19 protein-coding genes are annotated in these 25,218 nt (G+C 70.3%); 2 read left to right on the plus strand and 17 right to left on the minus strand.

The features are described from left to right. Nucleotides 1-49: 49 nt before the first annotated feature. The 6 genes from NUG20_RS21640 to NUG20_RS21665 form a co-directional block, all read right to left on the minus strand. Nucleotides 50-1,108 (minus strand): LacI family DNA-binding transcriptional regulator, encoded by a 1,059-nt coding sequence (locus NUG20_RS21640; RefSeq protein WP_263396408.1) that lies wholly within the window; start codon nucleotides 1,106-1,108, stop codon nucleotides 50-52. Nucleotides 1,109-1,155: 47 nt separating this feature from the next. After that, nucleotides 1,156-2,739 carry a family 43 glycosylhydrolase gene (locus NUG20_RS21645; RefSeq protein ID WP_263396409.1) on the minus strand — a complete coding sequence of 528 codons (1,584 nt, stop codon included), beginning with the start codon at nucleotides 2,737-2,739 and terminating at the stop codon, nucleotides 1,156-1,158. 74 nt (nucleotides 2,740-2,813) lie between these two features. Further along, nucleotides 2,814-4,097: a TRAP transporter large permease gene (locus NUG20_RS21650; protein ID WP_263396410.1), complete on the minus strand. Its 1,284-nt coding sequence runs from the start codon at nucleotides 4,095-4,097 to the stop codon at nucleotides 2,814-2,816. Nucleotides 4,098-4,100: 3 nt separating this feature from the next. Next, nucleotides 4,101-4,619: a TRAP transporter small permease gene (locus NUG20_RS21655; protein WP_263396411.1), complete on the minus strand. Its 519-nt coding sequence runs from the start codon at nucleotides 4,617-4,619 to the stop codon at nucleotides 4,101-4,103. Nucleotides 4,620-4,629: 10 nt separating this feature from the next. Beyond that, on the minus strand, nucleotides 4,630-5,622 hold the full coding sequence (locus NUG20_RS21660; protein ID WP_263396412.1) for a TRAP transporter substrate-binding protein: 993 nt from the start codon (nucleotides 5,620-5,622) through the stop codon (nucleotides 4,630-4,632). Nucleotides 5,623-5,657: 35 nt separating this feature from the next. Further along, the gene (locus NUG20_RS21665; protein WP_263396413.1) at nucleotides 5,658-6,482 is read right to left on the minus strand and encodes a 2-keto-4-pentenoate hydratase; all 825 of its coding nucleotides are present in this window, start codon (nucleotides 6,480-6,482) and stop codon (nucleotides 5,658-5,660) included. Between the two features lie 335 nt (nucleotides 6,483-6,817). Here NUG20_RS21665 and NUG20_RS21670 point away from each other — a divergent pair, with 335 nt between their 5' ends. Together NUG20_RS21670 and NUG20_RS21675 are read left to right on the plus strand one after the other, a co-directional pair. Then, complete coding sequence (locus NUG20_RS21670) at nucleotides 6,818-7,981, plus strand: alpha/beta hydrolase (protein ID WP_263396414.1); 1,164 nt, start codon at nucleotides 6,818-6,820, stop codon at nucleotides 7,979-7,981. Between the two features lie 179 nt (nucleotides 7,982-8,160). Next, a complete protein-coding gene (locus tag NUG20_RS21675; protein ID WP_263396415.1) occupies nucleotides 8,161-9,834 on the plus strand; it encodes a carboxylesterase/lipase family protein in 1,674 nt (557 codons plus the stop codon). 235 nt (nucleotides 9,835-10,069) lie between these two features. On the opposite strand, the gene NUG20_RS21680 is transcribed toward NUG20_RS21675, so the two are convergent. The 11 genes from NUG20_RS21680 to mutM all read right to left on the minus strand — a co-directional run bounded on the left by NUG20_RS21680 (nucleotide 10,070) and on the right by mutM (nucleotide 25,016). Continuing rightward, nucleotides 10,070-11,251, minus strand: coding sequence for a GGDEF domain-containing protein (locus NUG20_RS21680; protein WP_263396416.1), 1,182 nt, complete (start codon nucleotides 11,249-11,251; stop codon nucleotides 10,070-10,072). 244 nt (nucleotides 11,252-11,495) lie between these two features. Next, the gene (locus NUG20_RS21685) at nucleotides 11,496-13,043 is read right to left on the minus strand and encodes a PepSY-associated TM helix domain-containing protein (protein ID WP_263396417.1); all 1,548 of its coding nucleotides are present in this window, start codon (nucleotides 13,041-13,043) and stop codon (nucleotides 11,496-11,498) included. Next, nucleotides 13,040-13,312: a hypothetical protein gene (locus NUG20_RS21690; RefSeq protein WP_263396418.1), complete on the minus strand. Its 273-nt coding sequence runs from the start codon at nucleotides 13,310-13,312 to the stop codon at nucleotides 13,040-13,042. Before NUG20_RS21690 ends, NUG20_RS21685 begins: the two co-directional genes overlap by 4 nt. Next, a complete protein-coding gene (locus NUG20_RS21695) occupies nucleotides 13,302-13,598 on the minus strand; it encodes a hypothetical protein (RefSeq protein ID WP_263396419.1) in 297 nt (98 codons plus the stop codon). The genes NUG20_RS21690 and NUG20_RS21695 overlap by 11 nt, the downstream gene beginning before the upstream one ends. Before the next feature lie 6 nt (nucleotides 13,599-13,604). Next, entirely contained in the window at nucleotides 13,605-15,881 is a 2,277-nt protein-coding gene (locus tag NUG20_RS21700; protein WP_263396420.1) for a TonB-dependent receptor, read from the minus strand. Between the two features lie 215 nt (nucleotides 15,882-16,096). Beyond that, nucleotides 16,097-17,068 (minus strand): IS110 family transposase, encoded by a 972-nt coding sequence (locus tag NUG20_RS21705; RefSeq protein ID WP_263396421.1) that lies wholly within the window; start codon nucleotides 17,066-17,068, stop codon nucleotides 16,097-16,099. A gap of 437 nt (nucleotides 17,069-17,505) precedes the next feature. Continuing rightward, nucleotides 17,506-19,110: an OpgD/OpgG family glucan biosynthesis protein gene (locus tag NUG20_RS21710; protein ID WP_263396422.1), complete on the minus strand. Its 1,605-nt coding sequence runs from the start codon at nucleotides 19,108-19,110 to the stop codon at nucleotides 17,506-17,508. A gap of 299 nt (nucleotides 19,111-19,409) precedes the next feature. Then, nucleotides 19,410-20,504, minus strand: coding sequence for a DUF4380 domain-containing protein (locus NUG20_RS21715; protein ID WP_263396423.1), 1,095 nt, complete (start codon nucleotides 20,502-20,504; stop codon nucleotides 19,410-19,412). 198 nt (nucleotides 20,505-20,702) lie between these two features. After that, the gene (locus NUG20_RS21720) at nucleotides 20,703-23,549 is read right to left on the minus strand and encodes a serine/threonine-protein kinase (RefSeq protein ID WP_263396424.1); all 2,847 of its coding nucleotides are present in this window, start codon (nucleotides 23,547-23,549) and stop codon (nucleotides 20,703-20,705) included. Between the two features lie 18 nt (nucleotides 23,550-23,567). Next, a complete protein-coding gene (locus NUG20_RS21725; protein ID WP_263396425.1) occupies nucleotides 23,568-24,134 on the minus strand; it encodes an ECF-type sigma factor in 567 nt (188 codons plus the stop codon). Nucleotides 24,135-24,203: 69 nt separating this feature from the next. Next, complete coding sequence (gene mutM, locus NUG20_RS21730; protein WP_263396426.1) at nucleotides 24,204-25,016, minus strand: bifunctional DNA-formamidopyrimidine glycosylase/DNA-(apurinic or apyrimidinic site) lyase; 813 nt, start codon at nucleotides 25,014-25,016, stop codon at nucleotides 24,204-24,206. Nucleotides 25,017-25,218 lie beyond the last annotated feature (202 nt).

Here is a 25,218-nt window from a genome sequence, read left to right on the forward strand (position 1 = left end):
ACCCTCACCCCAACCCCTCTCCCGGAGGGAGAGGGGCTCAGCGGCTTCATCAATCTTCCGGCGGCTGGCAGGAGTCGCGCACGATCAGGTGCGGGCGCACGCTGGCCACGGCCAGCGCCGGGGTGCCTTCGGGCTGGATCAGCATCGCCGCGGCGGTGCGGCCGGTGTCGCGGGTGTGCCGACGCACCGAGGTCAGCGACGGCCATAGGCGCGAGGCCAGCGGGCTGTCGTCGTAGCCGATGATCGACAGCTGGCGCGGGATGTTGATGCTGGCGCGCAGCGCGACCTTGTACACGCCGGCGGCCATCTCGTCGTTGCCGGTGAAGATCGCGCTCGGGCGCTGCTTGCCGAGCAGCAGTTTCTCGGCCGCGGCCACGCCGGATTCGAAGGTGTAGCCGGCCTCGACGATGCGCTCCGGCGGCAGTTCGATGCCGCGCCGGGTCAGCGCGTCGATGAAGCCGGCGGTGCGCTCGTGCGCCGAGCGGTAGGCGCTGGGACCGGTGATCAGTGCGATCTCGCGGTGGCCCAGCGACAGCAGGTAGTCGGCGGCCTCGGCGGCGCCGTCGCGGTCGTGGGTGACCACCATCTGCGAGGTGGCGTCCAGCGGCAGCGAGGCGATGCGGGTGTAGCGCACGCCGATGCCGGCGAGCATGTCGGCCAGCGCCTGGTCCTCGGAGGCGCGCGGCACCAGGATCACGCCGTGCAATTTCTGCTGCTGCACGAAGCGGCGCACGCCCTCGATGTAGCCGGGGCTGCGGCTGTCGCACGGATGCACCACCAGTTCGAAGCTGGAACCGCGCAGCGCGTCCAGCGCGCCGTACTGCATGTCCACGATGTACTGCGCGGTGGGGTTGTCGTAGACCATGCCGATCAGGAACGAACGCCGGAACGCCAGTCCGCGCGCCAGCGGATCCGGCGCGTAGCCGACCTCGCGCATCAGCGCCTCGACCTTCTCGCGCGTGTCCTTGCGCACCAGCGGCGAGTTGTTGATGATCCGCGACACCGTCTTCTTCGACACCCCGGACAGGCGCGCGATGTCGTTGATCGTCGCCGCCTTGCCGTGGACGGAGGCGTGGACATCGGCGGAAGTGGGTTTGCTCGGCGCCATGGACGGAAAACCGGACGGAAGAGGACGGATTCTACCGGTAGTCATGTTCAGTCCAGCGCGCGGTAGCGGAATTGACGGAAATGCACCTTTCCATTTCCGGCCGCATACAGCGCCGGCTTCAGCGCCAGGAACTTGCCGGCGACGTTGTGGTGGTAGCCGGACACTTCCATCTGCACCGGGTACTTGGTCCACGTCTTGCCGTCGCGGCTGCTGTGGATGGTGACGATGTGGCGGTCGTTGCGCACCCGCAACCACAGCCGACCGCCCTTGGCGCTGGGCGCCAGCTGCGCCGGGCGCTCCTCGCCGTAGCGGTGCATGACGAAGGCCTCGCCGTTGCTGCCGACCCCGGCGTACAGGCGCTCGCTGTAGAACAGCAGCGCGCCGCCCTGCGCGCCGGGCTCGATCTCCATCTCCACTTCGAACTGGTAGGCGGTGTCGGGGGCGATCACGGTCAGCGGCGAACTGTCGCGCGGCGCACGACCCTTGCCCTGCACGCTCAGCGTGCCGTCGCCAAACGACAGCCGCTGGTACTCGTCGCGGCCCGGGTTGAAGAACGACCACTGCGGGCCGAGTCGACCGCCGCGGAACGCGTCCGACAGCGCCAAGCCGTGCGGCAGCGCCTGCCCGCTGGGCTTTTTCAGCGGCGTGCCGAGATCGCCGCCCTTGGCCACGAACCAGCCGTCGGCGGTCCACTCGATCGGGTCCAGCAGCGCCTGCCGGCCCAGCGTCCAGTAGCCGTTCTCGTAGCCGTGGTAGAGCATCCACCAGCGGTCGTCGGTGCCTTCGACCAGGGTCGCGTGGCCGCGCGACCACCACGGCTCGGCCGCGCTCTTGGTGCGGGTGATCGGGTTGTTCGGCGCGTTCTGCCAAGGCCCATGGATCGAACGCGAGCGCGCGGTGATCACCATGTGCCCGGTCGGCGGCCCGGCGGTGCCGCCGACCGCGGTGGTCATGTAGTACCAGCCGTTGTGGCGGGTGATCTTCGGCCCTTCCTGCGCATAGGCCTCCACGTCCCAGCTTTCCGGGTACTTCCAGCCGTCGTAGACGTGCTTGGGCGTACCGACCACCTTCAGGCCATCGTCGGACAGCTGCACGTAGTCGCCGCCGCTCAGGAACAGGTAGCGCTTGCCGTCTTCGCCGACCGCGTGGCCGGGGTCGATGTACTTGCCCAGGCCGATGTCGATCGGCGCGCTCCACGGGCCCTTGATGTCGTCGGCCCAGACCACGAAGTTGCTGCGCTGGCCCTGCTCGCCACGCCGCGCCGGGAAGTAGATGTAGTAGCGCCCGCCGTGCTTGATCAGGTCCGGCGCCCAGATCGCGCCGACGTTCTCGGTGATGGCGTGGCCCAGCGGCTGCCAGTTGACCAGATCGCGCGAGTGCCAGATCGGCAGGCCGGGGTAGGCGTCGAACGAGGACAGGGTGAGGTAGTAGTCGTCGCCGTCCTTGAGCACCGACGGATCGGGATGGTCGCCGGCCAGCACCGGGTTGAGGAAGGTGCCGTCGCCCTGGTCGGCGATGCGCTGGTGCTCGATGCCGCGTTTCCAGTCGGCCGCCGCGGCCAGCGTGCTAGCGGCGAGCAGGCCGGCCAGCAGCAGCCAGCGCAGGGAGGACGAGGTGGTAGGCGAAGTCATGGATTCCACTCCTGGGTTCGCGCCGCCGGCGCGTATGGGGACGCGGCCGGCGATGACGGCCGCGCCACGAAGGATCAGGCGCGCAGCGCGCGCGGCAACCACAGCGACAGTTCCGGGAAGAACGCCACGATCAGCAGCACGCACAGCGCCGCCAGCCAGAACGGCCAGATCGTGCGCATGCTCTGGGCCACGGTGATCTGTCCGATCGAGGTGCCGATGAACAGCACCGAGCCGATCGGCGGGGTGATCAGGCCGATGCCGCCGGCCAGCACCATCACCAGCCCGAAGTGGATCGGGTCGATGCCGTAGGCCTTCACCACCGGCAGGAAGATCGGCGTGCAGATCAGGATCTTCGGCGCCAGGTCCATGAACATGCCCAGCAACAGCAGCATGATCACGATCATCAGCAACACGGTGTTCTTGCCGTCGGCGACCGATTGCAGCAGCTTCACCGCCGCCGCCGGCACCTGCAGGTAGGCCAGCAGCCAGCCGAACACCGCCGCGGTGGCGATCACGAACAGGATCACGCCGGTGGTGCGCGAGGCATGCGTGACCGCGGCGAAGAACTCGGCCCAGCGCAGTTGCCGATACAGCAGTGCGGTGACCAGCAACGCATACACCACCGCGATCGCCGCGCTCTCCACCGCGGTGAAGATGCCGGCGCGGATGCCGACGAAGATCAGCGCGACCAGGCCCAGCCCCGGCAGCGCGCCGATCAGGCGCAACGCCACCGCGCGCCAGCCCGGGAACGGTTCGGTGCCGTAGCCGCGATGGCGCGCCACCGCATAGCCGGTGATCATCATCGCCACGGTCATCAGCAGCGCCGGGAAGATGCCGGCCGCGAACAGGTCGGCGATCGACAGCCCACCGCCGGCTGCGGCCGAGAACAGGATCAGGTTGTGCGACGGCGGCACCAGCAGCGCGACCAGCGCCGCGGTCATGCTCACGTTGACCGCGTAGTCGCGGTCGTAGCCGCGCTTGATCATCTGCGGAATCATGGTGCCGCCGACCGCCGACACGTCGGCGATGGCCGAGCCGGACACACCGCCGAAGAACAGCGAGGACAGCACGCTGACCTGGCCCAGGCCGCCGCGCATGCGCCCCACCAACGACGAGGCCAGGGCGATCAGGCGTTCGGAGATGCCGCCGCGCAGCATCAGTTCGCCGGCGAAGATGAACAACGGAATGGCGATCAACGATGCCGAGCCGCTGCCGGCGGAGATCTGCTGCACCAACACGATCGCCGGCAGGTCCAGGTACAGGATCGTCGCCAGCGCCGCGGCGCCCAGCGCATAGGCCACCGGCACGCCGATCAGCAGCAGCAGCACGAACAGCCCGAGCAGGATTGCAATGGCCATGGATCAGTTCACTCCTTCAGCGGTGGCCGGGCGCAGCACCTGCCACGCCTGGTACAACGCGAACACGCTCATCAGCGCGCCGCCGATCGACAGCGGCAGGTAGTTGATGCTCTGCGGCAGCGCGGCGCCGGCCATCTTGATGTCCAGCCCGTCCAGCAGCAGCACGCCGCCCCACCAGGCGATGACCGCGCCGATGGCGACGATCATCAGCGGGCGGATCAGGTCGATGACCCGGCGCACGTGGGCGTGCATCTTCTCGGCCAGCAGGAAGAAGCCGAAGTGGCGCCGGGTATGCACGCCGGCCGCCGCCGCCATGCTCATCGCGGTGCTCAGCAGCAGCAGCGTCACCGGCTCGGTCCAGCTCGGCGAATTGTTGAGCACGTAGCGGGTGAACACCTGCCAGCCCTGCACCACCACCAGCCCGAGCAGGGCGGCGGCGGCGATGCCGATGGCGAGGTTGGAGATCCGGTCCAGCAGCCGCTGCAGCGGCGCCACCGGGACGGCAATGGCGGGGTCGGTCATCGGCATGGCCTCAAGCGAAATCGCGGATGCGGCGGTACAGGGCTTCGATCTCCGGCTGCCGCCGGTACTCGGCCAGCAGCGGTGCGGCGGCCTTGCGGAAGGCGGGCATGTCCACCTCGTTGACCAGCACGCCGTAGTCGGTCACTTCCTGGCGCGCCTTCGACTCGGAGGCATCCCACAGCTTGCGCATCACCGCCACCGATTGCCGCGCGGTCTCCACCACCAGCGCGCGGTCGCCCGGCGCCAGCGCCTGGAAGCTGCGCCGCGACATCACCAGCACGTCCGGCGCGTAGGAATGCTCGCTCTGCGACCAGTAGCGCGCGGCCTCGAAATGGCGGCTGGACTGGAAGCTGCGCATGTTGTTCTCGGCGCCGTCGATCATGTGCGTCTCCATCGCCGAGAAGGTTTCGCCCAGCGACATCGGCGTCGGATTGGCGCCGAGCATGCGCATCAGCTTGAGGAAGATGTCCGACGAGGCCACGCGCAGCTTCAGCCCGTGCAGATCTTCCGGACGATGCAGCGGGTGCTTGGTGTTGTAGAAGCAGCGCGCGCCGCAATCGTAGATGGCCAGGCCGACCAGGTCGCGCTGCTCGAAACTGGCCAGGATGCTGTCGCCGACATGGCCGTCGATCGCGCGGCGCAGGTGCGGCACCGAGTCGAACACGTACGGCAGGCACAGCGCCTGGGTCAGCGGGAAGGTGTTGTTGAGCGCGCCGGAATAGACCCGGGTGATGTCGATGGCGCCGAAGCGCGCCATGTCGATCGCTTCCGCTTCGCGGCCGAGCTGGCCGGAATGGTACTGGCGCAGTTTCAGCCGGCCGCCGGTCTGCTGCTCCAGAGTCTGCCCGAACCAGCGCACCGCCTCCACGGTGGGATAGTCGGCCACGTGCACGTCGGTGGCGGTCAGCAACCGGCTGCCGCCGCCGGCCTGGGCCAGCGTGCCCAGCGGGGCGGCAGCGGCCGCGGCCAGCCCTGCGCCGAGGAAACCTCTACGAGTGATCATGCTGCGCCCTCCCGCGCGTCGTCGGCTGCCGCGGCTTACGCCGCGACGGCCCTGCAATGAAGTTCGCCATAGCCGTCGAAACGGATCGTCGCGTGCTGGCCGATGGCGATGTCGTGGATGCCGGTGGCGTTGCCGGTGGCGATCAGCTCGCCGCGCTTGAGCGGCCGGCCGCGGCGTGCCGAACGCGCCAGCGCGAACGCGAACGCCGCGCGCAGCCCGCCCGGCAGCAGGGTGGCACCACCGCTGCCGACGCGCTGGCCCTCGATCAGGGTTTCCGCCAGCAGCGCGGCCTCGTCCAGCGTGGCCCAGTCGGCGACCTGCGGCCCCAGGATCAGGCCGTTGTTGTTGCCGAAGTCGGAGATCACCACCCGCGGCCCTAGCTGGTTGATCGTGGCCAGCGGGCTGCTGGCCACTTCCACGCCGATGAACAGCGTGGACGGGACCTGCGCGGCCTGCTCCGGGGTCCAGTGCAACTGGTCGGCCGGCACGTCCGCATCCAGGCGCATCACATACTCGGCCTCGACCGCGCCGAAGCCGCCGGCGAACACCGGGATGTCCGTTGTTCCACCGGTGGCATTCCACAGATTGCGGGCGAAGATCGGGCCGAGCAAGCGCTCGTCGCCGGAGTGGTCGCGGCGCTCGGCGCCGATGTAGCCGACCTTCCAGCCGACCACCTGGTCCGGCCATTGCGCGATCGCCAGGTCCTGCACGCGGTAGGCGGTTTCCAGGTCGTCGGGGATGGTGCCGGGGAAATCGGGCAGCGAACGGCCTTGCTGGCGGGCCTGGACGAAGCGGGCCGCGATGTCGGCCAACGCGGACGCTGGCGTATCCGAAGGGCCGGAATGAGTGCTCAAGGGCATCTCCGCAAAAGGTTGGGGATCGGGAAAAATTGCTGCGCCGCTCATCGACAACGCGTTGCGCAGTTGTATATGGTAAACCGGTGTCATTGGCAATGTGCGGTGCGGCAAAAAGGCCGGGACTCGGGACTCGGGACTCGGGGCTCGGGGCTCGGGGCTCGGGACTCCGGACTCCGGACTCCGGGCGGCGGGCGGCGGGCGGCGGGCGGCGGGCGGCGGGCGGCGGGCGGCGCAGGCTGCCACCTCTTTAACCCGTGCCGCGGATACTTGCTGGCGCTTGCCGCATGGCGTTGCCGATGCGGCCGATCGAGCGCGTACGTTTGCGAGGGAACATGGCGATGAGGCGAATCCAGAAAGAGATCGGCAGGCCGGAGCCGGGCACAGCCGCAGCGGCTCCACGAGGGCTGTCGCGCACCGGCGTCGTGGCGGCGCTGCCGCGCGCGGTGCGCGCGCAGCGGCCGGCGGCACGTGGAGCGCTGCTGGCGCTGGTCGTCGGCTTGGCCGGCGCCGGCCCTGCCGCGGCCGCGGCCGCGGAGCATCCCGGCAGCGAGACCGCCGCCGAGCAGGCGGCGCGCATCCCGCTGTGGCCGGGCCCGGCCCCGGGTTCCGCGCCCGGTCCGGAGCAGGCGCGCATCGTCGACCGCAGCGACGATCCGGCGCTGCCCGACCGCGCCATCAGCGGCCGCTACCAGCCCTACCTGGTGGTGTACCGGCCGAAGACGCCGAACGGCAGTGCGTTGCTGGTCGCCCCCGGCGGCGGCTACGCGCGCATCGTGCTGGACAAGGAAGGCACGGCGTTGCTGCCGATCTTCGCCGAACAGGCCGGCATCACCCTGTTCGTGCTGCGTTACCGGCTGCCCGATGCGGAGGCCGCCGGCGCCGCCGCGGCGGCGCAACGCGACCTGCCGTTGGCCGACGCGCAGCGCGCGCTGCGCCTGATCCGCGCGCGTGCCGCCGACTACGGCGTGGACCCGCAGCGGGTCGGCGCGATTGGCTTCTCCGCCGGCGGCCATGTCGCCGCCAGCCTCGGCACCCGCTACGCCGAGCGCGTCTATCCGGCGCGCGATGCAATCGACCGGCTCAGCGCGCGGCCGGACTTCCTGCTGCTGCTGTACCCGGTCATCGACATGGGCAGCGGCACCGCAGCGCATACCGGCTCGCGCCTGCGGCTGCTGGGCAAGCATGCCGATGCGGCCACGATGACCGCGTATTCGCTGCAGAACCGCGTGATTCCGGCGATGCCGCCGACCTTTCTGGTGCACGCGCAGGACGATCGGGTGGTGCCGGTGGAGAACAGCCTGCTGTTCTACCAGGCGCTGCGCCAGGCCGGGGTGCCGGCGGAACTGCATCTGTTCGCGCATGGCGGCCACGGGTTCGGCACCCGTGGCATCGCCGGCCTGCCGCTGGCGGCCTGGCCGACGCTGGCGCTGGATTGGATGCGTAGCGTGCAGGGCGATGCGACCGCGCTGGCGCCGATCCCGCCTGCCGCGCCGAAGCAGTAGCAGGCGCTGCCGCATTGCCATGCACCAGACCGTCATGACCGAGCGCCGCACGCCGCCTGCATCGCACCGCCCCGAGCGGCGCTTGGCATAGCGCCGCGCCGCATCCACCCGACCCTTTCCGCTGCCGGCCCGGACCTTCGCCCGGGGCCGGCGGCGCCTGCCCACGGACTCCGCCACGCATGACCACCACACCCGCCGCCACACCGCCTGCCGACCTTGCCGCCGCCGTGTCCACGGCACCCGACGACCACGGCCGCCGCCGTTTCCTGCACGGCGGCGCGCTCGGCGCACTGGCGCTGAGCGGCGCCCTGCCGGGCGGTCGCGCCGACGCCGCACCCGCACCCGCACCCGCCGACCCGCAAGCGCCGCTGGCGCGCACCCGCAGCGGGCGCATCCGCGGCTATCGCGACCAGGGCGTGCAGGTGTTCAAGGGCATTCCCTACGGCGCCGACACCGCGCCGCGCCGCTTCCAGCCGGCGCTGCCGGAGCAGCCCTGGCGCGGCGTGCGCGACTGCAGCGGCTACGCCGCCTCGGCGCCGCAGCTCAAGCTCGACCCGGTCAGCGAGGACTGCCTGTTCCTCAACGTGTGGACGCCCGGCCTGCGCGACGGCGCAAAGCGCCCGATCCTGTTCTACATCCACGGCGGCGCCTACAACAACGGCTCCGGCAGCGACCCGCAGTACGACGGCGTGCGCCTGTGCCGGCGCGGCGACGTGGTGGTGATCAGCGTCAACCACCGCCTCAACGCGTTCGGCTATCTGTACCTGGCGCAGCTCGGCGGTGCCGACTTCGCCGCATCCGGCAACGTCGGCCAGCTCGACCTGGTGCAGGCGCTGCAATGGGTGCGCCAGCACGCGGCCGAATTCGGCGGCGATGCCGGCAACGTCACCGTGTTCGGCCAGTCCGGCGGCGGCGCCAAAATCGCCACGCTGATGGCGATGCCGACTGCAAAAGGCCTGTTCCATCGCGCCTGGACGATGAGCGGCCAGCAGGTCACCGCCGCCGGCCCACGCGCAGCCACGCAGCGCGCGCAATTGCTGCTGCAGGCCTTGCAACTCGACGCCACGCAACTGACGGCGCTGCGCACGCTGCCGCTACAGCGCCTGCTCGAGGCCACCCGCACCCGCGACCCGTCGCGGGTGGAGAACACCGGCCTGTACCTGGGGCCGGTGCTGGACGCGCAGGTGCTGCAACGGCACCCGTTCTGGCCCGACGCGCCGCCGCAGTCGGCGCAGATCCCGATGGTGATCGGCAACACCCACGACGAGACCCGCGCCTTCCTCGGCAACGATCCGGCCAACTTCGCGCTGACCTGGGACACGCTGCCGGCGAAACTGGAACAGGAGCAGTACGTGGACCTGCTGCCGCAGGTGGTGATCGCCGAGTACCGCCGGCTGTATCCGCAGTACACGCCGAGCGAGGTGTTCTTCGCCGCCACCACCGCCGGACGCTCGTGGCGCGGCGCGATCGAAGAGGCCGAGGCGCGCGCGCGGCAGGACGCACCGACCTGGGCCTACCAGCTGGACTGGGGCTCGCCGCTGGACGGCGGCAAGTTCGGCGCGTTCCACGGCCTGGACATCCCGCTGCTGTTCGACAACATCCGCCAGCCCGGCTCGCGCACCGGCGACGGCGCCGACGCGCAGCGCGTGGCCGATGCGATGAGCCAAGCGCTGCTCGCCTTCGCCCGCCACGGCGATCCCAACCATGCCGCGTTGCCGCGATGGGAACGGTATTCGCTCGCCCAGCGCGAGACCATGCTGTTCGACGCCGACAGCCGCCTGGCGCACGACCCGCGCGGCGGCGAGCGCCGCCTGTACCAGCAGGCGCCGTTCGTGCAGCGCGGGACGTTCTGAGGCTGGCGCTGCGGGGCAGCCGGGAGCGTGTTTTTCGATCGCTTGCCAGCAGGCCGTAGCAGCGACTTCATCCGGATCGCACGCCTCAGCATCTTCTGTCGAACTGGAACCGCTTTTTGTAGGAGCGGCTTCAGCCGCGACAGGCACTACCAGTAGCGCCCGTCGCGACTGAAGTCGCTCCTACAATGTGCAATAGCACTCAAGGAAAGCCAAGCCCGCGTCGATACCGGCCGCGCTACCAGCCGGTCTCCTCGGCCAGCACCACCTGGTTGCCGCCGCCGACGCGCGCGCGCTGCAGCAGCGTTTCGGCGCGTTCCAGCAGCGTGGCGGCGGTGTCGGTCGGTGCGGCGAGCAGCGCGCCGACGCTGACGCTGAGCTGTTCGGACGCCATGTCGGCATGTTCGATCGCCAGCAGTTCGACCATGTCGCGCAGCGCCGGCGCCACCTGCCGCAGGTGCGCGCCGCTGGCGTCGTACAGCACCAGCGCGAAGCGATCGGCGTCGATGCGCATGGTCACATCCATCGGCCGCAGCAGGCATTGCAGTACCTCGGCCACGCCCACCACCGCGCGGTCGGCCTCGCGCGGGCCATAGCGCTGCACGAAGGCGGCGAACCCGTCCAGTTCGACCAGGATCAACGCCAGCCCGTGCTGCAGGCGCCGGGTTTCGGCCAGCGCCACCGCCAGGTGCTCGTCGAAGCGGCGGCGATCGCCCAGGCCGGTGAGCGCGTCACGCAGGGCCTCGTCGTCGCGGACCCGGCGCTGCAGGAAGCCTTCGCGCCGAGAATGCTCGCGCAGGTAGCCGCCGACCGCGCCGATCGGCACCGCGACCCACAGCAGCCATTGCAACCGCAGGTAGGCGTCCTGCGCCGCGCCGTCCAGCAGCAGATGCGCGGCCGCGGCGCTGATCGCGCACAACGCCAGCGCCACCGCCACGCTCTGCCACAGCGCCAGACCCAGCGGGAAGAACCCGGCGACGATCACCAGCGTCATCACCGCCGCGGCGTAGCGCAGTTCCTGCGGTGGGTAGCCGATGCTGGACAGCACCAGCCCGGTGCCGCCGACCAGCAGCAGCACCGCGGCCCGGCCCGGCCCGTGCGAGGACGCGCGATGGATCGACACCGCCGCCCACAGCAGCGCCAGCAAGGTCGCCGCGCGCACCGCCACCGCGTAACCGGCCAGGTCGGCGCCGCCCAGCCAGCCAAAATGCAGCGCGTCCCATGCCAGCAGCAGCAACGCGATCAATACCCCCAGCGAGGCCGCCACGCGCTGCGCGAAGCCCATGGTCGCGGCGGTATGGCGGCGATAGGCCAATTCCAGCGGCGGGTCGAAACGCAGCGTGGCGAAGCCGTCGCGCAACTGGCGGGCATAGGCGTCGCCGGACGGAACGTCGGGCGGCCCTTCGTGGCGATGGTGCATGCGATCCCCTGTAGACGCAGCGTGGCAGCACACGGTGACGGCCACACCATGCGACCGCGCGACGCACAGCGCTGACGCTGCCGGCTCCGACTTCCAGGGACATGAGAAATCACTGGCGCGCGATTGTCCACTTTTTGACCCACGGTGCACGCGTGCCGCGGCACGGCTTTCGAGCCAAACATTCAGGCAGCGCTGGCTGGCGCTACCGCGTCGCTGGCGCGTTCGCCGCCGCGCGCGGGCGCGCTCAGGCCTTGGCCGGCAGCGCCCACACGCTGTTGGGATCGCCCTGGCGGCCACGGCGCAAGCTGGCGCGTGCCATCTGCCAGTACGTCCAGGCCAGCGCCAACGCGCAGCCGTCGACCGCCAGCAGCAGCGCGCTGCTCCACGGCGCCACCCAGCCGCCGGCACCGCGCAGCGCGGCCAGCGGCACCAGCGCGGTGAGCGCGGCGCAGGCCAGCAGCAGTTCGTAGGCGCCGCGCGCGGTGGGGCGCAGCAGCGCCCACGCCACGCCCAGGCCGAACACCGCGTAGTACACGGTGCGTTCCTGCCCCGGCGGCAACAGGCGTGCGGCCACGAACAGCGCCGACACGCCGGCCACACAGCCCAGGCAGAGGCCGACGGTGAGCCGCGCCATCGCGTGCGTGCGCCACGGCTGCGCCTGCTGGCGCCGCTTGCGCCGCGCCTCCACCCACAGCAGATTGCCGCTGTAGAACAGGAACGCGCCGCCCAAGCCGAGCAGGAAATACAGCCAGCGCACTGGCGCCCCGCCGAAGTTGGCGTAGTGCAACGCCTGCAGCCCGCGCAGCGACGCCACGCCGGGCGACATGTCCTGCGGCGCCAGCACACGCAGCACCTTGCCGGTTGCAGCTTCCATGGCCACGCCGGCCAGCGTGTTGAGCCGGCGCTGCGGGTGCTGGCCGTAGATTTCCACGCGCGCATTGGCATCGCCGGCGTCGTGGAAGGACAGGCTTTCCGGCTCGAAGCCCGGGCTGGCCGCGCGCGCCCGCGCCAGCAGCTCGGCCACCGGCAGCGGCGGCGCCTTGATGTGCGCCGGCTGCACGTGCGGCGTCAGTTCCAGATCCGGCTCCAACACCTGCATCAGCTTGCCGTCGAACACCAGGTACTGGAATGGCGCCAGCAGCAGCACGCCCAGCGCCAGCACCGCGCCGGACCAGGCGAAGATCACATGGAACGGCAACGACAGCATGCCGACCACGTTGTGCGCGTCCTGCCACACGCGCTTGACGTTGCGTCCCAGGCGCAGCGCGAACAGGTCCTTCAGGAACACCGGCGCGTACAGCACCACGCCACTGACCAACGCCAGGCCATAGAGGATGCAGACCACGCCGAACAGGTAGGTGCCGAAGGTGCGCGGCAAGCCGGCGGTGAAATGCAGGTCGTACAGGAAGTCGACGAAACCGGTGCGTTGCGGCAGCTGCAGCGGTTGCCCGTCGGCGCCGGGCTGGAACTGCACGGTGCCGCCGAACGGCTGCGCCGGTGGCCCGAACGCATACAGCCGCGGCTGCGCGCCGTGCTCGCCCGGCAGGGTCAGGGTGAACGATTCGGCCAGCGCCGGATGCCGCGCCAACACCGCATCGGCCAATGCCTGCGTGGCCTGCTCCGGTGCCTGCGCCGGCGGCGCGACCGTAGCCGCCGGGCGCGGCCACTCGTTGAGCTCGTGCGTGAACACGGTGATCGCGCCGGCGTAGAACGCGATGAACAAGGCCATGCCGGCGAGCAGGCCCATCCAGCTGTGCGCCGACAGGAACTGGCGCAGGGTCGCCGCCTTCATACCGTCACCTGCACGAGGCCGCCGGCCTTCAGCGCGTACAGCAGGCCATGGCACAGCAGCGTGGCCAGGCCCAGCCACAGCCAGGCGCGCGCGCCGCTGCGGAACACGAACGCCAGCGACATCGCGCCGATCCACAGCGGGAACATCAGCAATAGCCAGGGCAGCGTGTGCACCTGCAGCGCGCCCGGCCACACCAGCACGCACAGCCCGACCACGCCCACCGCCAGCGGCAAGCCCAGCACGATCGCCGCCAGCCACCTAGCCCACATCGGCGTGGCCTCCGCGCAGCTGCCACCAGGCGTCCAGGTACGGCAACGCGACCGCGGCGAGCATCAGCGCGCTCAGCGCCGCGAACGTCCCGGCCCACACCCCGAGCGCGACGATCGCCGCGGCCAGCGCCAGCGCCGACAGCGCCACGCCGGCCACGCGCAGCGCGTGCGCATGCCGACGCCAGGCCGGGCGCAGGCGCTGGTGCGCGGTGGCCAGGTAGAACGCCAGCGCCGCCAGCGGTGCGGCGAGCAGGTACACAGCGGTGGTCAGTGCGTGCATGGCCATGGGCGTTTACCAGCGCATCTCGAAGCCGATGCCGACCACGCGCGGTGCGCCGAGGACGGCGATCGGCTGGTCGGTCCAGCGGTACTGCAGGTACTGCTTGTCGAGCAGGTTGTTGGCGAACACCCAGGCGCTCCAGTCCAGGGTCTCGTAGCCGAACTTTGCATTGACCAGCGTGCGCGAGGCCAGCTGCGGCGAGTCGGTGCCGATGTCGGTGTAGACCTTGTCGCGGAAGTTGGCGTTGAGGTTGGCGACCCAGCCGCCGCCGAAGCGCCAGTTGGCGCCCGCGGCCGCGGTCCAGCGCGGCGCGTAGGCGAACTCGCGGCCGGCATAGTCGGTGATCTCGGCGCCGACCACGGTCTTGAACTCGTCGAAGCGGGTGCGCGAATAGCCCAGCGACGCATACCAGTCGAAGCCTTCGCCGAGCCGGTGGCTGGCCTCCAGCTCGAAGCCGTACAGGTGCGCGCGACCGGCGTTGATGGTGTTGTAGTCGTAGTCGTTGAGACCGAAGAAGGCGAAGACCTGCTTGTCCTTCCAGTCGATGTAGTAGGCGTTGGCGTTGACGCTCAGGCGCCCGTCCAGCCACTGCGAGCGCAGCGCGGCCTCGTAGTTCCAGGTGTATTCCGGGTCGTAGGCGAAGGCCTGGCTGCGCGCGGTGTTGAAGCTGGAACCGCCGGAGCGGTAGCCGCGCTGCACCACCAGGCTGGCAGCCAGGTCCGGGCTCCATTCGTAGCGCGCGCCGAGCTTGGGCAGGAACGCGCTGAAGTCGCGCGCGTTGTTCGGCACCTCGCCGCTGGCCGAGGCGACGATGCCGGCCACGCCGGCGTTGATCGCATCGATCGCCTGGTACAGCGCGGTGCCCGGGCTGGCGAAGCTGGCGGGGCTCGGATAGGTGCCGACGAAGGTCGCGTTGGTACTGGAGGCCATCTCGTAGCGCTGGCGGTCGTAGCGGAAGCCGCCGATCAGCGAGAAGCCGCGGCCGACATGCCACTGCCCGTCGGCGAACAGCGCGCGGTTCTCCGAGGTGGTCGGCGACGCGCTGACGTACGACACCGGGATCACCGGCAACGCCCGCCCATACGCGGCCGAGATCGCCGCCGCGTTGGCGGCCGGGAAGCCGGCGCCGCGCAGCAGGCGGGTGATGGTGGCGAGCGGGGTGTTCACGTCGAGCCGATTGACCAGGTCGTCCTCGGTCTCGTGCCTGGCCCAGTACGCGCCGAACAGACCCTCCACCGCCTGGCCGTCGTAGTTCAGGCGCAGCTCCTGCGAGGTGGTGCGGGTGCCGGTCACGCGCCTGGCATCGGCGATCTGCACCGCGCTGCGGTCGCCGTCCCAGGTGCTGTCGAGGTCCACCTCGTTCCACGCCGTCACCGCCGACAGCGACCAGGCCGCGTTGAGGGCGTAGTCGACGTTGAGGGTGGCGATGTCGCTGTCGGTGCGGTTGCGGTTGGGGACGTTGTCGTGGTTGACCCGACGCTTGAAGGCGCCCGCTTCGTCGGTGTGCAGGTACACGTACAGGTACGGCCCGGTGCGGTGCGCCTTGGTGTAGCCGAGCTGGACCCGCAGACCCTCGATCGCCGACGGGGTCCACAGCAGCTTGCCGCGGTAGGTCAGCGCATGCTGCGCATCGTCGGAGGCCTGGCGCGTGTCGTTCCACAGGTAGCCATCGAAGCTGCGCTGCTCGACCGAGGTGCGGAACGCCAGTTCGTCGGCCACCAATGGGCCGCCGAACGCCGCGGCCAGGGTGCGGTCGGACGGATCGGACGCCAGCACGCGCACCTTGCCTTCCCAGTCCATGGTCGGCTCGGCGGTGTGCAGGATCACCGCGCCGGCCAGCGCGTTCTCGCCCTGCAGCGTGGACTGCGGCCCGCGCAGGATCTCCACCTGCTGCAGGTCCCACATGCTCAGCGGCGCCGAACTGGTCGCGGTCCGCGGCAGCGCCGCGCCGTCCAGGTAGATGGTGGCCAGCGGCGCATCGCCGCCGCCGTCGATGTCGCGGATACCGCGGATGGTGAAGCCCAGATCGCCGTAGCTCTGCGACACGTTGGCGGTGCGATTGAACACCTCGTAGAGGTTCTGCAGGTTTTCCTGCTCGATCCGCGCCTGAGTGGTCACCGCCACGCTGCTGGTGGTGTCCTGCAGCGTGCGCTCGCGCTTCTCGCCGGTGACGACGATGCGGTCCAGGGTGGTGGGATCGGCCGCGACCGCCTCGGCGGCCAGCGCATGCGCCGGGCTGGCCAGGACCGCGGCAATGGAAACGGACAGCAACAGCAAGTTGACGCGCACGCGCATCGCTCCGTGGAAGCAGGATCGGACGGAGGCATGGCGGCGGCTGTGCCTGGCTGCCGGACCCGGCAGCGCTGGGCGCGGACTTTAACAGAGCGTGAAGATGGCGGCTACAAATTTGTGCGGCGTATCAAGGGCTGCCATGGCGGATCTTCGGCATTGGGTTCTCCCGCTCTTCAGGACGGAGCGGCCCTCTGTAGATACCGTCTTCCCGTCTAACAGGCAATGGCCTTTTGAGGATCGAAGGGCGTGTTTGATTTGAGGACGCCGTAGGCAAGATGCAGCAACTTGCGCATGGCGGCGCAGACGATTTGCTTGCCGGCTTTGCCGCGTTCGCGCAGGCGCTGCTTCAGCGCACGGACGACCGGATTGTGGGTCATGGCGACCAGGGCCGGCATGTACAGGCCCGCGCGCAGCCGCGGGGAGCCGGTGCGGGAGATGCAGACCTGGCCCTGGCGCTTGCCGGACTCCTGCAGCCGGGGGTTGAGCCCGGCAAAGGCGGTCACCGCCGAGGCGTGGGCGAAGCGCTCCACATTGCCAAGTTCGGCCAGCATCAACGCCGCGCTGGTGTCGGCGATCCCATCGATGCTCACCAGCAGGTCGCGCTGCCCGCGCAAGGTCGGGTCCTGGTCGATCTGGTCGTCGATGGCCCGTTCAATCTGCGCGATGCGCGCCTGCAACTGGCCGATGTTCTCCAGGAGCGAGTCGCGCACCACCGGCGCGGCCACGTCCAGGCGGTTGCGCTCCATCTGCAGCATTTGCAGCAGGTCGTCCCGGCGCCGCACCAGCGCCTTGAGCTGCTTGAGCGCCGGCGGGTCGGGCTGCCAGGGCCGCAGCTGCGCCGCATGGCGCTGGCCGTAGCTGGCGATCAGCTTGGCATCGCTGCGGTCGGTCTTGACCCGGGTCAGCTGGCTGCGTGCATACAGCGCCATCTGCGCTGGGTTGAGTACGCACACGCGGTAGCCCAACCCATGCACGAACTCGGCTAGCGCCTCGTGGTAGGTGCCGGTGGCTTCCATCACGATCCAGCTGTCCGCCTGCGCGTGCGTCTGCAGCCACGCGTGCAGGGCCTGGAAGCCCTTCGGATCGTTGGGAAGCTTGGCCTTGGTGCGGTACTTGCCGTTGGCCAGGTCGATGGCCAGATCGAAACTGCGCTTGGCGACGTCAATGCCGACGACTGGGGACATAAGGACTCCTCCATCGGATGGGTGATCACGATCATCGCTGCGCCCGGTCCTGCCTTGTGGATGCGAGTTCACGCCAGCGGCGGACTCTGGATACCGTGCGGACACCACAGGGCCAGCAGATGGAGGGCGGGAGCCGATCTACAGCACAAGCTCGAAGCTTCAGGAGCGACTGGACTTCCCGCACCTCCCCCGATGATCAGTCGGAAGACATAACGCCTTCAGGGGCGCCATGTCCAGATACAAGGAGCGGCTTCAGCCGCGACAAGCAAAGCCGGCCACTGTGCACACCGCGGAAACGTCGGGCCCAAATCCTGAGATGCGCCCGACCCGCTGCCCGTAAGCAGCGCACCATCGCGGGCAATGCGCATGGATCCAGGCGACGTAAAACCGCAGCCGCCAAGCGCTGCCGCGCATGCCGCGGCAGCGCCCGGCCGCACTCAATACAGCTTGCGCTCGGCCGCCGGCGGCGGCGTCCACTGGTACAGCCAGGTTTCGGTCAGCGGCTTGCCGCCGGCGCGCAGGAACAGGCGGATGTCGATCTGCTGGGTGCCCCCATCCGGCGGCACCACGTCGAACATTGCGCGGTAGCCGGAGAGTTCGTGCAGCGGCCGCGCCGAGACGATCTCGGTGCTGCCGCGGCTCAGCTGCAGCACCGCTTCGACCTTGGCGTCCTTGTCCTTGCCGAGCTTGGCCAGCTCGCCGCCGACGAAGTCCACCGCGAAGCGCCAGGAGAAGTGGTTGCGCTTCTGCCCGACCACGCCGCCCAGGCCCGTGCGGGTCGCCACGCAATGCGCCAGCGGCGAGGCGGCCGGCGGCTGCGCACCCCAGTACAGGCGATAGCCGAACAGCAGTTCCTGCCCGGGCTGCGGTTTGTCCTGCGGATTCCAGAACGCGACGATGTTGTCGAAGGTCTCGTCGACGGTGGGAATCTCCACCAGCTGCACCGAGCCCTTGCCCCAGCCCTGCTTCGGCTCCACCCACAGGCACGGACGCTTCTCGTAGTACACGCCGTCGTCGTGGTAGTGGTCGAAATTGCGGTCGCGTTGCAGCAGGCCGAAACCGCGCGGGTTCTCGTCGACGAACATGTTGAAGCGCAGCTGCGGCGGATTGCACAGCGGCCGCCAGATCCATTCGCCGCCGCCGGTCCACATCGCCAGGCCGTCGGTGTCGTGGATCTCCGGGCGCCAGTCCCAGTCCATGCGACGGTCGTTCTCGCCGACCTGGTACATGCTGGTGCACGGTCCCAGGCCCAGCCGCTCGATGGTCTTGCGCGGGTATAGCGCGCTGTCGATGTCCATCAGCAGCACGTCGCCGTTGGTGATCGCGAAGCGGTAGGCGCCGGCCACGCTCGGCGAGTCCAGCAGCGCGTACACCACCACGGTATCCGAGCCGGCCTTGGGCTGCTCCAGCCAGTAGGCGATGAAGTCCGGGAACTCCTCCGGCCCGCCGGTGCCGGTATCGATCGCCAGTCCGCGCGCGGATTGGCCGTACTGGCCTTCCTTGCCCACCGCGCGGAAATAGCTGGCACCGAGGAACGCGGCGAAATCGCGATCGGTGTCCTGCTTGGTGTTGAGGCGGAAGCCGGCGAAGCCCAGCTCCTTGGGCAGGTGCTTGCCCTGCAGACCGCTCTTGCCGTAGTCGAACGCGGCGCCGTCGTAGGCCAGTTCCTGCGCCTGCCCGTCGACCAGGTCAAACATGTGCACCGGCGTCTTGAAGTACAGGCCCAGGTGGAAGAACTTGGCCTGGAACTTCGGCCCCTTGTCGACCGCCCACAGCGCATGGTCCTGGCGGTAGCGGATCGACTGGTACTGGTCCCAGTTCAGCGCTTCCAACGGTCCCGGCAGCACCCGCTTGTGGCTCTGGTACGGCGCCTGGGCCATGGCCCGGGCGTGGCCCTTGAGCCAGGCGTAGTCGAAGGGCTGCGGCTTGCCCAGGCGGCGCAGGCCGACCGCGGGGGCGGCCTGGCCGAGCATCGGCATCGCGGGCAAGCCCATGGCGGCGAAGGCGGCGGCGGCGTTCTTGAGGAAATCGCGTCGTTGCATGGGCCGGATCGAAGCGGAAAGGGGCTCCATCATAGACAAGCGGCGTTAAACGCGAGAGTTGGGGCGTGTCATCGATTCACGAGCAGATCGCGTTGGGTCTGTCAGGTCGCGAGCCGCTGCCGCACCTGACGGGCCCGCGCAGCGCGCTGCCGGCCTGACAGGCCCAACCCGCCCGGCCGCTCTCGTGCGCCCTCGACGCTACGTCATCGCCGGGCGGAACCATCCTCCACGCCTTTCACTCGTGCTTGCCTCGCGACGCACAAGAGCGGCGCGAGCTGCTTGGGAATTGATGAGGCGCCCTAGGGCGTCGCGCAGGCCCCTTGCAACGCCAGCGCCGCGGCGTGTTGGCACAGGAAGCTGCGCTGCTGCGCCGGGTCGTCGCCGCCGGCGTAGTCCAGCAACGTCCATTGCTCCTCGGCCTGCATGTTCTGGCCCGGCGCCAGGGTCCGGTACGGCGCGTGCACTTCGATTTCGAGCAGGCCGCCGCCCGGATCCGCTGCCGACGCATCCAGGTAGAACTCGACCTGGCCCTGTTCGGAATGGATACGCTCACGCGGTTGGTGGGCGAAGCGGATCACCCAGGCCTGGCCGCCGGCGAAGGCAGCGATCCAGCCCGCCGACGGCTGCAGCAAAAGCTTGCCGCGCTGCCCAGCGCTGCCAGGCGGCGCGGCAGCCAGCGCCATCATCCCGTCCTGCAGCGCGTACTGCGGCGGCGCGTAGCCGGCGCCATCGCTGGGCTGCACGCGGATATCGGCGGCAGCGGCGACCGGCACCAGCACCCGCGTGGACGACGGCACCCGGGTGTTGAACCACAGATCCCAGGCCACTGCGGTCTTGCGCACGTTCTGCGCCTGGACCTGCAGCACCACGCTGTCGCCGCGCTGCGGCGACAGCGCGAAAGTCTTGTGCAAGCGCACGCCGCTGACCGGACTGTCCACGCCGCGCAGCCGAAGACGGCGCGGGGAGCGCTCGGTAACGGTGGTGGTGGCGAAGCTCAGGTACGGATCCGGCGGCCAGATCGCGTGCGCGGCGCGGCGCGCCGGATTGGCGTCCTGGTGCTGCCACCAGGCGCTTTGCGGGCCGACCCAGACGTCGTGGCCGAAATAGGGGATGTCGTTGGCCGCCGCGCTGACGGCCGGCAGCGGCTGGCGCTGCACCGCTTCGCCGACCTTGATCAGGTTCGGCCCGCCGCTGCGCTGGAAGCCCAGCACGCGCCCGCCCAGGGTCGGCGTGACCGTGAGCCGGATCACGCCGTTGTCCGTGACCCACGGCGCCGGCGCGCCTGCGCCGGGCGGCGTTGCCGGTGGCGCGGCCACGCCGGACGCAGATGCGCCGAGCAGCGCGAGCGCGACCGCGCACGGCCGCCACCATCCATTCTGCTTGTCTGCGCGCATGGCGGTCCCGCTGTCGAGGAAGGAACCGCGATTGTGGCGGCTGTACGGCGCCGGTGACAGGTGTGGGAGCGACTTCAGTCGCGATGGGCGTGACCGGGACAGCCATCGGCGACGGCTGACCGGAGATTTCCGAAGTCGCCACCAGCGCAGCAGCATCCGACTCAAAAGCGCTGGCTTTTCACTGCTACCCCGCCGGCCTCAGCGCGCGGCGGTCAATGCTGGCGGACCGCCGCAGGCCGCACGCAGCCCCTCCACCTCGTACGCCAGCGTGCCGCCCTGCGGCTGCGCCTGCGCCAGTTCGCGCTGCAGCGCCTGCAGTGCGGCGCGCCCGGTGCCTGCATCGTTGCGACGATGGCAATGGAGTTCGGCGGCATAGGCGCGGGCGCGCCAGCGCAGCTTGCGGCTCTCGATGCCGTCTCCGCCCAGCCGCGCCTGCGCGTCCAGTTCCTGCAACGCCTGCGCGTCGCGGCCGAGCCGGCCCAGGTTGCGCGCCCAGGCCACGCGCACCGCGCGGGTCCGCGGATGGCTTGGGCCGTAGCCGCTCTCGGTACGGCGCAGCGCCTGCGCCAGCAGCGCGTCGGCCTGCCGCGGTTCGCCGAGCGCGGCGCGCGCCTCGGCGATCAAACGCTCGCTGTCGCCGACTGCCGGGTTGTTTTGGCCCAACTGCGCGATCCAGCGTGCGCGCGCTTCGTACAGCGGCGCCAGCGCATCGCGGTAACGGCCCGCGGTCGACAGCGCCAGGCCCTGGTTGAGCAGCATGTACGGCAGCAACGCTTGGCTGTCGGGCGCGCGTAGGATCGCGACCGAGCGCGCCATGCCGGCGATCGCCTGCGCATCCTGGCCACGCTCCAGTTCCAGCATCGCCAGCGAATTCCAGCTCATACCGGTGTCGCGGTGCGTGGGCCCCAGCCGTTCCACGGTCAGCGCGTGCGCCGCGTGCAATTCGCGCTCGGCGACGTCCAGACGGCCCTGGTCGATCATCACCGCCGCGCGCAGCCGCCGCAGGCCCAGGCTGACCGGATGGCGGTCGCCGTTCGCGCTGCGCGACAACGCCAGCGCCGCGTTCACCGCCTGCTCGGCCTGGTCGACGTCGCCGCGGTCGCGGTAGGCCACGGCCAGGCTGCGCAGCAGGTTGACGCTGAGCGGATGCCGCGGGCCGGCCTGGCGGTCGAGCAGGGCCAGGGCCTGCAGATAGCCGGCGATCGCGGCATCGGTGTGGCCGATATCGCTGTCCATCGAGGCGATGTCGGTCATGCTCTCGACGATGCCGGCCGGATCCTTGAGCACGTCGCGGTGCAGCGCCAGCGCGCGCTCGAACCAGACGCGTGCCGGCGCGCGTTCGCCGAGCACGCGCCGGCAACGCCCCAGTTGCGAGAAGAACCCTGCAGCCTGCAACGGCAGCTGCACCTGCGCCTGTTGCGCCTGCGCCGCCAATGGCTGCAGCACCGCCACGCATTCCTGCGAGCGGCTCAACAGACGCAGCGCGCGCCCATGCTGGGCCGCCGCTTCCAGGCGCAGGGCCAGCGGCACGTCGTCCTGGGTGGCCAGCAGCGCGCGCTGCCGCTGCAACAGCACCAGCGCTTCGCGGTAGTCGCCCAGGCCGATGCGCAGGCGCGCGATCACGCCCTGCAGTTCGGCGCGCGCCAGCGGCTGCCGCAGCAGTTCGCGCTCGCCGCGCTGTTCGCCGCTGGCGAGCAGGCCGCGCAGGTCGAAGCCGTCGCCGCGCTGCGCGTTGCCGGCGCGGTCGAACAGGCCGATCACGAAATCCTGCATGGCCTGCGCGCGCACCGTCTCGCGGTGCGCCTCGCGCACTTGCCACAGCGCCACGCCCACGGCGCCGAGCAACGCGGCGGCGGTCACGCTGCCGAACACCACGCTCCAGCAGTGCCGCTGCAGGTACTTCTGCAGGCGGTAGGCCACGCCCCGCGACCGCGCCTGCACCGGCCGACCCTGCAGGTAGCGGCGCAGGTCCTGGGCCAGCGCTTCGGCCGAGGAATAGCGTTGCGGGAGCGGCTTCTGCAGCGCCTTGAGCAGGATGTTGTCCAGGTCGCCGCGCAGCCGCCAGGCCAGGCGCCGCGCCTCGACCGGATCGCGTTGCCCCTGCTGCGCGGCGCGCACCACCGACGCCGACGGCCGCGGCGCCTCCACCGCCAGGATCGCGCGCTCCCATTCGGCATCGCTGCTGCGGCACAGGCGGTAGGGCTTCTGGTCGGTGAGCAGTTCGTACAGCACCACGCCCAGCGAGTACACGTCGGTCAGCGTGGTGATCGGCTCGCCGCGCACCTGCTCCGGCGCCGCGTAGTGCAGGGTGAAGGCGCGTATCTCGGTACGCGGGTGCGGGTCGGCCGCGGTCTCGGCCTCGGTGTCGAGCAGCTTGGCGATGCCGAAGTCGAGCAACCGCACTTCGCCGGCGGCGTTGACCAGGATGTTGGACGGCTTCAGGTCGCGATGCACGATCAGGTTGGCATGCGCGTGGCTGACCACCTCGCACACCTGCAGGAACAGCCGCAGCCGCGCGCCCACCGACAGGTGCAGGCGCTGGCAATAGTCGGTGAGCGGCTCGCCTTCGACGTAGGCCAGCGCCAGGTAAGGGCGCCCGTCGTCGGCGATGCCGGCGTCGAGCAGCCGTGCCAGGTGCGGATGCTCCAGCCGCGCCAGGATCTCGCGTTCGCGGGTGAAGCGCTGGCGCAGCGCGGCGTCGGCATAGCCGGGGCGCAGCAGCTTCAGCGCCACCTGGCGTTGGTACAGCCCGTCCGCGCGCTGCGCCAGCCAGACCTGGCCCATGCCGCCTTCGCCAAGCAGGCGCTCCAGCGCGTATGGCCCGATCCGACTACCGGCGCGCAGGGAGTCCATGGCGGTGGCCAGCAGCGGCTCGCTGAGCAGATCCGAGCCGGCCGCGTCCAGCGCCAGCATCCGCACCAGCTCGTCGGCGGTGGCCGGATCGTGCGCGTGCAGCTGCGCCAGCCGCGCCGCGCGCGCCTCCGGGGTCAGCTCCAGTAGTTCGTCGAGCAACGGCGACAGGCGTTGCCACTGCAGCGCGTCCATGCGGTGCTCCAGTCGGGCCTAGTGATCCTGCATCGCCGCCAGCAAGAAGATGCGCGCCTTCTGCCAGTCGCGGCGGATGCTGCGTTCGGAGCGCTGCATCAAGTCGGCGATCTCCTGTTCCGACAGGCCGGCGAAATAGCGCAGCTCCACCACCTTGGCCAGGCGCTCGTCGATCGCCTGCAGCCGGTCCAGCGCCACGTCCAGCGCCAGCAGATCCTCGTCCAGGCGCACCCCGCCGCTGTCCTCGGGAATCTCGGCGACGCGCTTGAGGTCGCCGCCGCGCTTGCGGGTCAGGCGGTTGCGCGCGTAGTCGACCACCACGCTGCGCATCGCCGAGGCGGCGTAGGCGAAGAAATGCCCGCGGCCATCGAAACGGGCCATGCCGTGCGAGCCGAGCAGCTTCAGATAGGACTCGTGGACCAGCGAGGTCGCATCCAGGGTCTGGCCCTGCTGTCCGGCCAGCTGGCGCCGGGCCATGCTGTGCAGTTCCTGGTAGAGCGTGCTGAGCACGCGGTCGAGCGCCTCGCGGTCGCCGCCGCGCGCGGCATCCAGCCACACGGTGATCTCGGGTGCGGTCTCTACCACGGCGGTCTCTCCTCCGGCCGGGAGTCGCGCGGACTATAGCGCGCGGCGGCGGCCAGCGGCCGCCGTCCGTCAGCGCTGGCAGCTCCCGCACCAGACGCTGGCGCGCTGGCCGATGCTGGCGTGGCGCAGCACCCGCCCGCAACGCTTGCAGGCCTCGCCCTCGCGGCCGTAGACCGCCAGTTCCTGCTCGAAGTAACCGGGCGCGCCATCCGGGCTGATGAAATCGCGCAGGGTCGTGCCGCCGCGCTCGATGGCGTAGCCGAGGATCGCCTTGGCCGCCTCGGCCAGGCGCGCATAGCGTGCCCGCGAGACCTCCCCGGCCTCGCGCAGCGGACTGATTCCTGCCTGGAACAGGCTTTCGGCGGCATAGATGTTCCCGACCCCGACCACGATGCGTTGGTCCATCAAGAACGTCTTTACCGGCGCACTCCGGCCACGACTGCGCCGAAACAGGTAATCCCCGTCGAATTCCGGCGACAGCGGCTCCGGCCCCAACTCCTCGAGCAGCGGGTGGGTCTGCCCCGGCGCCTGCCACAGCAGGCAACCGAACCGGCGCGGATCGTTGAAGCGCAGCACGCGCCCGTCCTCCAGGCTGATGTCGACATGGTCGTGCGCCCGCGGCGGCGTGTCCCCGGGCAGCACCCGCAGGCTGCCGGACATGCCCAGGTGCAGCAGCGCACTGCCGGCCGCGGTATCCATCAACAGGTACTTGGCACGGCGGCGGATGCCGTCGATGCGCTGCCCGGGTAACTGCTGCGCCACTTCAGGCGCGATCGGCCAGCGCAGGTCCGGCCGCCGCAGGATCACGCCATGGATGCGACGCCCCAGCAGATGCGGTTCCAGGCCGCGCCGGGTGGTTTCTACTTCGGGGAGTTCGGGCATGGGGCGAACGAAGCGGATCTGGGCGATGGACTGTAGCACTGGGTTTGTTTCGCCCCACAGAGGCATCCGCGACATCCGGACATAAAAGCGCAACGGCGGTGCCCGATGCTGCGTATTTCCAAGGCGCGCTGGAAGCGCGGTTAGAAGCCGAAGCACTCGGTTGCCAGCCCCTGCACCGTCGTCTAGTATCGCTGCAGGTGAT

This window comes from Xanthomonas sp. CFBP 8443 (genome assembly GCF_025666195.1).
GTDB lineage: Bacteria > Pseudomonadota > Gammaproteobacteria > Xanthomonadales > Xanthomonadaceae > Xanthomonas_A.

Excerpts from the sequence above, each read along its gene's own strand:
- NUG20_RS21640 (WP_263396408.1), bottom strand. The coding sequence starts at position 1,108 with ATGGCGCCGAGCAAACCCACTTCCGCCGATGTCCACGCCTCCGTCCAC.
- NUG20_RS21645 (WP_263396409.1), bottom strand. The coding sequence starts at position 2,739 with ATGACTTCGCCTACCACCTCGTCCTCCCTGCGCTGGCTGCTGCTGGCC.
- NUG20_RS21650 (WP_263396410.1), bottom strand. The coding sequence starts at position 4,097 with ATGGCCATTGCAATCCTGCTCGGGCTGTTCGTGCTGCTGCTGCTGATC.
- NUG20_RS21655 (WP_263396411.1), bottom strand. The coding sequence starts at position 4,619 with ATGACCGACCCCGCCATTGCCGTCCCGGTGGCGCCGCTGCAGCGGCTG.
- NUG20_RS21660 (WP_263396412.1), bottom strand. The coding sequence starts at position 5,622 with ATGATCACTCGTAGAGGTTTCCTCGGCGCAGGGCTGGCCGCGGCCGCT.
- NUG20_RS21665 (WP_263396413.1), bottom strand. The coding sequence starts at position 6,482 with ATGCCCTTGAGCACTCATTCCGGCCCTTCGGATACGCCAGCGTCCGCG.
- NUG20_RS21670 (WP_263396414.1), top strand. The coding sequence starts at position 6,818 with ATGAGGCGAATCCAGAAAGAGATCGGCAGGCCGGAGCCGGGCACAGCC.
- NUG20_RS21675 (WP_263396415.1), top strand. The coding sequence starts at position 8,161 with ATGACCACCACACCCGCCGCCACACCGCCTGCCGACCTTGCCGCCGCC.
- NUG20_RS21680 (WP_263396416.1), bottom strand. The coding sequence starts at position 11,251 with ATGCACCATCGCCACGAAGGGCCGCCCGACGTTCCGTCCGGCGACGCC.
- NUG20_RS21685 (WP_263396417.1), bottom strand. The coding sequence starts at position 13,043 with ATGAAGGCGGCGACCCTGCGCCAGTTCCTGTCGGCGCACAGCTGGATG.
- NUG20_RS21690 (WP_263396418.1), bottom strand. The coding sequence starts at position 13,312 with ATGTGGGCTAGGTGGCTGGCGGCGATCGTGCTGGGCTTGCCGCTGGCG.
- NUG20_RS21695 (WP_263396419.1), bottom strand. The coding sequence starts at position 13,598 with ATGGCCATGCACGCACTGACCACCGCTGTGTACCTGCTCGCCGCACCG.
- NUG20_RS21705 (WP_263396421.1), bottom strand. The coding sequence starts at position 17,068 with ATGTCCCCAGTCGTCGGCATTGACGTCGCCAAGCGCAGTTTCGATCTG.
- NUG20_RS21710 (WP_263396422.1), bottom strand. The coding sequence starts at position 19,110 with ATGCAACGACGCGATTTCCTCAAGAACGCCGCCGCCGCCTTCGCCGCC.
- NUG20_RS21715 (WP_263396423.1), bottom strand. The coding sequence starts at position 20,504 with ATGCGCGCAGACAAGCAGAATGGATGGTGGCGGCCGTGCGCGGTCGCG.
- NUG20_RS21720 (WP_263396424.1), bottom strand. The coding sequence starts at position 23,549 with ATGGACGCGCTGCAGTGGCAACGCCTGTCGCCGTTGCTCGACGAACTA.
- mutM (WP_263396426.1), bottom strand. The coding sequence starts at position 25,016 with ATGCCCGAACTCCCCGAAGTAGAAACCACCCGGCGCGGCCTGGAACCG.